The following is a 6,183-nucleotide window of genomic DNA, read 5'->3' as shown; positions in this document are numbered from 1 at the left end:
GTTCTTTCGCCTCCTGGACGCCAAGCGCGGCCGGCCGCTCGCACGTGGTCTGCATGGCGACGAACTTGCCGGTTTCGCCGGAACGCAGGATGCCGGTCATAACATCGACGGCATGCAGCGCCAGCTCCATCGAGCAACGGTGCGGCCGCCCCTCGACTATTGCCAATGCCATGTCGGCGAGACCCGCTGTGCGGTAGTTGGCCATCATGCCCTGGCCGTGCATTTCGTTGGGCACGCCAAGCGGGTGCTTCCATTTCGGCAGCTTCTTGACCGGCTTGCCCTCTTCGGTGAAGCGCACCTCGCCGCCGAAGAAATTCGGATCCGGCACGAACACCGTGCCCGCTTCGCCATAGAGTTCCATGGGCGCGTGGCCGTGAGCCCAGACATCCCAGCTGGTGTTCAACGTCACCACGGCGCCGTTCTCGAACTCCAGCAGGCCATGGATGGTCGTCGGCGTGTTGACCGGGATTTTTTCGCCCGCGCGCGGTTTCGATGAAATCGTCCGCTCCTTGGCCGGGGTTGTCGCAAAGGCCACCACCTGTTTTACCGGCCCGATCAGCTGGATCAGATTGGTGATGTAATACGGCCCGATATCCAGCACCGGTCCGGCGCCCGGCTGGAAGAAGAAATCCGGATTCGGGTGCCAGTGCTCCATGCCGTGACCCATGACATGGCAGGTTCCGCTGGTGATCTTGCCGAGTTTGCCCTCGTCAATCAGTTCACGCACCAGCTGGTGCGCGCCGCCGAGGAAAGTGTCGGGCGCCGAGCCGATGCGCAGCCCCTTCTTTTCAGCCCGCGCCTTGAGGTCCTGGCCCTCTTCGAGCGAGAGCACGAACGGCTTTTCCGAATAGACGTGCTTGCCGGCATCGAGCACGCGTTTCGACACTTCGTAGTGCACCGCCGGTATCGTCAGGTTGACGACGATGTCGATGTCGTCGGCCTTGAGCAGATCCTCGACGGTCTCGGCGCGCAGCTTGAACTCCTTCGCCCGCGCCCTGGCCGCGTCCATGTTGATGTCGGCGCAAGCGCGCATCTCGATGCCGCGAAACAGCGGCGCCAGCGAGAAATACGCCTTCGAGATGTTGCCGCAGCCGATGACGCCAATACCCAGTTTCTTTGCCATGATGATTGTTCCTAGTAAGTCTTGACGGATGCGATCGAGCGGCGGGCGAAGCGCTCGATGTCATTGGGGTTGTCCTGCTCCATGACAAAGTATTTTGCCGCGCTCTTGGCCCGCAGCACCTTGATCAGGTTGGCCCAGTCGATCGTGCCGTGGCCGACATCCGACCAGCCATCCTCGTCCAGCCCTTCGCCCGGCCTGGCGATGTCCTTGACGTGCACGGCGACGATGCGCTTGCCGTGCTTTTCGATCCAGGGCAGCGGATCTGCGCCGCCGCGCACCACCCAGGCAAGGTCCATCTCCCAGCCGATATCGGGAGCGGAAGACAGGATGTGATCCTGCGGCACCGAACCGTCGGCGAGAGCCTTGAACTCGAAATCATGATTATGCCAGGCAAAGCCGTAGCCGGCCTGCGAGGCGACCTCGCCGACCTTGGCCAGGCGCTCGCCAAAGCCGCGCCAGCCGCCGGCGTCGGACGGCCTGTCCTCGGCCATCAGATAGGGGCAGATCAGCAGGTTGATGCCGAGAGCTTCGGCCGTCTTGCGCACGCCGTCGAAATCCTTCTCCAGCGCATCGATGGAGAAATGGCCGGTCGGCATCGAAAGCCTGTTCTTGTCGAGTTCCGCGCGAAAGGCCTTGGGATTTTCATAGACGCCACCGAAGCCTTCGACTTGCGCGTAGCCGAGCTTGCCGAGCGTGGTGAGCACGCCCTCCCAGGGTTGAAAATTGCGGGCGCTGTAAAGTTGGAATGACCAGTTCATCGTCTCTGTCCGTTCTGCTTGGTAGGGTGGGTTCTTGGGAGGAGGGCTTGGGGCCTATAGGCGGTTGCCGGATTGGGTGTCGAACAGCGAGGCGCGGGCTGGGTCAAAACCGATCCGGATTGGATCGCCGGTGCGCAGCGTCTTTTCCGCCTCGACGCGGAAGGAAAAATTGCGGCCGCCGAGCTTGGTCCACACCAGCGTGTCGGAGCCCATCGGTTCGACGATCTCGACGGCTGACTCGGCGGTGAACGGCATGGCCTTGGCCGCATCTCCAAAGGCGACGTGCTCGGGCCTGATGCCGAACACACAGGGCATGCCCGCGCTGCCGCGATCCTTGTCGAACTCATAGCGGTCGAGCGGTATCGAAACCCCGTCGGTGGTGAACGCCCCGACATCGCCGGCTTGCAGCTGACCCTCGATGAAATTCATCGCCGGCGAACCGAGGAATCCGGCGACGAAGCGGTTGACCGGACGGTTGTAGATGGTTTGCGGCGCGTCGAGCTGTTGGATGACGCCGCCCTTCATCACCGCGATCCGGTCGGCGAGCGTCATCGCTTCGATCTGGTCGTGGGTGACGTAGATCATCGTGTTCTGCAATCTGCGATGCAGCAGCTTGATCTCGACGCGCAGTTCGGAGCGCAGCTTAGCGTCAAGATTGGACAGCGGTTCGTCGAACAGGAACACGTCGACATCGCGCACCAGCGCCCGCCCGATCGCCACGCGCTGGCGTTGGCCGCCGGACAGTGCGGAGGGCTTGCGTTGCAGCAGCGGTTCGATCTGCAGGATCTCCGCGGCGCGCGCGATGCGCTTGGCGATTTCGTCCTTGGGCAGGCCCGCGACGCGCAGGCCGAAGGACAGGTTCTTCTCCACCGTCATCTGCGGATAGAGCGCATAGGATTGGAACACCATGCCGATGCCGCGATCCTTGGGCTCTTCCCAGGTGACATTCTTGCCCTTGATGAAGATGCGGCCCTTCGAAATGTCGAGCAGCCCGGCAATGCAGTTGAGCAAGGTCGACTTGCCACAGCCGGACGGCCCCAGCAGAACGATGAACTCGCCGTCCGCGATATCGAGATTGAGTGTCTGCAGGACCGACACCGCGCCATAGTTCAGCGACACGTTCTGGATCGATACGCTGGGGTTCGCGATTTCTGCCATCATCACCCTTTCACCGCGCCGGCAGCGATGCCACGCACAAAAAGCCTGCCGGAAATGAAATAGATAACGAGCGGAACCAGCCCGGTCAGGATGGTCGCCGCCATATTGACGTTGTATTCCTTCACGCCCTGCACGGAGTTGACGATGTTGTTGAGCTGAACCGTCATCGGATAGGTGTCGGGGCGCGTGTAGACGACGCCGAACAGGAAGTCGTTCCAGATGCCTGTCACCTGCAGGATGACGGCGACGACGAAGATCGGCAGCGACATCGGCAGCATGATGCGCAGATAGATACCCCAGAAACCGGCGCCGTCGACACGCGCCGCCCGGAACAATTCCTCCGGCATGGAGGTGAAATAGTTGCGGAACAGCAGTGTCAGGATCGGCATGCCGAAGATGGAATGGACGATCACCAGGCCGCTCAGGCTGCCATAGAGGCCGATCTCGCGCAGGATGATGACGATCGGGTAGATCATCACCTGATAGGGGATGAAGGCACCGACGATCAGGATGATGAAGAATGTGTCGGCCCCCTTGAAGCGCCAGTTGGCCAGCGCGTAGCCGTTTACGGAGGCGATCGCGATCGACAGGATCACCGAAGGTACGGTGATACGAACGGAATTCCAGAAGCCGCGCGAAAGTCCGTCGCAGTTAAGGCCCGTGCAGGCCGTCGACCATGCCTTGACCCAAGGCTCGAAAGTGATCTCGAGGGGTGGCGAGAAGATGTTGCCGAGGCGGATTTCCGGCATGCCCTTGAGCGATGTGACGATCATCACATAGAGCGGCAGCAGGTAGTAGAGCGCCGCCACGATGAGGGTGCCGTAGAGGAAGATGTTGCGGCGCGAGAATATGTGACGCGGCTTCGGTCCGCTCGGCCCCGAGGCATCGGCATGGCCGGCGCCGGACGGCGCGGACAAGGAGACGGCTTGGTCAGACACGCTTCCTGCCTCCGAATTCGAGATAGGCCCACGGCACGATCACGATCATCACCGAGAGCAGCATCATGGTCGAGGCTGCGAAACCCTGGCCGAGATTCTGGGCGAAGAACATGTAGTCGTAGACATACTTTGCCGGCACCTCGGAGGCGATGCCCGGCCCGCCGCTGGTCTGTGCAACGACAAGGTCGTAGACCTTGACGATGCCGGACGCGATGATGACGAGCGTGGTGATGAAGACCGGCCGCATCATCGGGATGATGATGAACAGATAGGTTTTCCACATCGGAATCCCGTCCACCCGCGCGGCCTTCCAGATATCCTCGTCTATGCCGCGCAGCCCGGCCAGCATCAGGCACATGATCAGCCCGGTGCCCTGCCAGAGCGCGGCGATCGATATGCCGTAGATGACGATGCTGGAATTGTAGAGCGGATCGAAAGCGAAGCTCGTCCAGCCAAGGTTTCGTATCACCCCCTGGATGCCGAAATCCGGATTGAGCAGCCATTGCCAGACAAGGCCGGTGACGATGAAGGAGAGCGCGAAGGGATAGAGAAAGATGGTGCGGAACGTATCCTCGAAACGGATCTTCTGGTCGAGCAGGGCAGCGAGGATGAAGCCGATCACCAGCGAGAAAACCAGCGAGATCACGCCGTAGATCAGCAGGTTCTCGATCGAGACCAGCCAGCGCGGGGTCGCCCACAACCGGTAATACTGGTCGAGCCCGACGAAATTCAGCCGCGGCAACAGCTTTGAGTTGGTGAAGGAATACAGCACAGTCCACGCCGTGCCGCCGACGAAAACCACCAGCGCGGTGAGGATCATGGGGATCGAAGCGACCTTCGCATTGAGATTGCGAAACAGTCGGCTGGGGCGTTCGCTCTTGCTCATCGGTGCAGCCATGCTGGATCGGGTAAGGGCGCGCCCTCCCGGCCTGGACTTCACCAGACCGGGAGGAAGGGACTTTGCCGGCGGTATCAGTCAGCCGTGGCGATGATGTCGGCGAAGCGCTTCTGCGCCTCTTCGAGGGTCATCTCGGGCTTGGCGAAGAACTCGGAAAACAGGTCCTCCTTCTGCTTCTGGCTGTCCTGCGAAAGCAGCTGATCGGTCCATGGGATGACGGCGCCCTTGGCCAGGATGGCCAGACCCTTCTTCATGCAGTCATTGGCGGCGTTAAGGTCGACGTCGCCACGCACCGGCAGCGAGCCCTTCTTGAGATTGAAGGCGACCTGGGTCTTGGGATCGAGCAAGGTTTCGGCCAGGACTTCCTGCGCCTTGGACTTGTCGGCATCCTTGAGCACCGGGAAATAGAAAGCATCACCACCCGTGGCGATGACCTCGTTCAGGCCAAGACCGGGAAGACAGGTATAGTCCTTGCCGGCGGTCTTGCCGGCAACCTGGAACTCGCCCTGCGCCCAGTCACCCATGATCTGGCCGCCGGCCTTGCCGGTGATGACCATGTTGGTGGCCTGGTTCCAGTCCTGCACATTGGTGTTCTTGGCCATCTTGCGCGCATCGTCCGCCGCCTTGAACACCTTGGCGACTTCGGGGCCGGCCGCGAACTTGGCGTCCTTGTCCTTGTAGACCTTGAGGAAGGTGTCGGTGCCGCCGACCGCTGCAAGCAGCACGTCGAAGGCGCCGGACGACTGCCAGGCCTGGCCGCCCACCGCCAGCGGCACGATGCCTGCCTTCTCGAGTGCCGGGGCGGCGGCCACATACTCATTCCAGTCCTTCGGCACCGGCACGCCGGCCTTCTTGAAGGCGTCGTTCGAGAGCCACAGCCACTGCCAGGAGTGAATGTTGACGGGCACGCAATAGATCTTGCCGCCGATGGTGCAGCTGTCGAGCAGACTCTTCGGCCGCACGACCTCTGTCCACTTGCCCTTGGTGGCGACATCGGTCAGGTCGCGCATCAGGCCGGCCTGCACCAGCTCTTCCGCTTGCCGGCCGTGATTGAACTGGGTGGCGCCCATCGGGTCCCCGCCGGTGATCCGGCTGATCATGATCGGCCGTGCCGTGCCGCCAGAGCCGGCAATGGCGCCGTCGACCCAGTGATTGCCGGTGGCATCGAAAGCCTTGGCGAGTTCCGCGACCGCCGCCGCCTCGCCGCCGGAAGTCCACCAATGAGTGACTTCCAGGTCCGTCGCGGCGGCCGGGCCGGCGAACTGCAGCGCGGCCGTGGCCGCCAGGGCAGCGGTCAAAAGTTTGTAT

Annotated in this window: 6 protein-coding genes; all 6 read right to left on the bottom strand. The window is 62.1% G+C overall.

The window, feature by feature from the left end:
- On the bottom strand, positions 1-1,123 hold a 1,123-nt coding region (locus C1D09_RS29300; RefSeq protein ID WP_143977468.1), incomplete at its 3' end, for a Gfo/Idh/MocA family protein.
- 11 nt (positions 1,124-1,134) lie between these two features.
- Entirely contained in the window at positions 1,135-1,881 is a 747-nt protein-coding gene (locus C1D09_RS29295; protein ID WP_143977467.1) for a sugar phosphate isomerase/epimerase family protein, read from the bottom strand.
- Between the two features lie 54 nt (positions 1,882-1,935).
- Positions 1,936-3,039 carry an ABC transporter ATP-binding protein gene (locus tag C1D09_RS29290; protein WP_143977470.1) on the bottom strand — a complete coding sequence of 368 codons (1,104 nt, stop codon included), beginning with the start codon at positions 3,037-3,039 and terminating at the stop codon, positions 1,936-1,938.
- 2 nt (positions 3,040-3,041) lie between these two features.
- Positions 3,042-3,977: a carbohydrate ABC transporter permease gene (locus tag C1D09_RS29285; RefSeq protein WP_069093161.1), complete on the bottom strand. Its 936-nt coding sequence runs from the start codon at positions 3,975-3,977 to the stop codon at positions 3,042-3,044.
- Positions 3,970-4,863, bottom strand: coding sequence for a carbohydrate ABC transporter permease (locus C1D09_RS29280; protein ID WP_143977466.1), 894 nt, complete (start codon positions 4,861-4,863; stop codon positions 3,970-3,972). The genes C1D09_RS29285 and C1D09_RS29280 overlap by 8 nt, the downstream gene beginning before the upstream one ends.
- Positions 4,864-4,949: 86 nt before the next feature.
- Positions 4,950-6,183, bottom strand: a 1,234-nt coding sequence (locus C1D09_RS29275; RefSeq protein ID WP_246135918.1) for an ABC transporter substrate-binding protein, incomplete at its 5' end; no start/stop codon positions are given.

Origin of the sequence: Mesorhizobium intechi, assembly GCF_002879535.1 — a bacterium.
Lineage (GTDB): Bacteria > Pseudomonadota > Alphaproteobacteria > Rhizobiales > Rhizobiaceae > Mesorhizobium > Mesorhizobium intechi.
The sequence above is the reverse complement of the archived record's forward strand: the minus strand, read 5'-3'. Positions and strand labels throughout refer to the sequence as shown.

Excerpts from the sequence above, each read along its gene's own strand:
- C1D09_RS29295 (WP_143977467.1), bottom strand. The coding sequence starts at position 1,881 with ATGAACTGGTCATTCCAACTTTACAGCGCCCGCAATTTTCAACCCTGG.
- C1D09_RS29290 (WP_143977470.1), bottom strand. The coding sequence starts at position 3,039 with ATGGCAGAAATCGCGAACCCCAGCGTATCGATCCAGAACGTGTCGCTG.
- C1D09_RS29280 (WP_143977466.1), bottom strand. The coding sequence starts at position 4,863 with ATGAGCAAGAGCGAACGCCCCAGCCGACTGTTTCGCAATCTCAATGCG.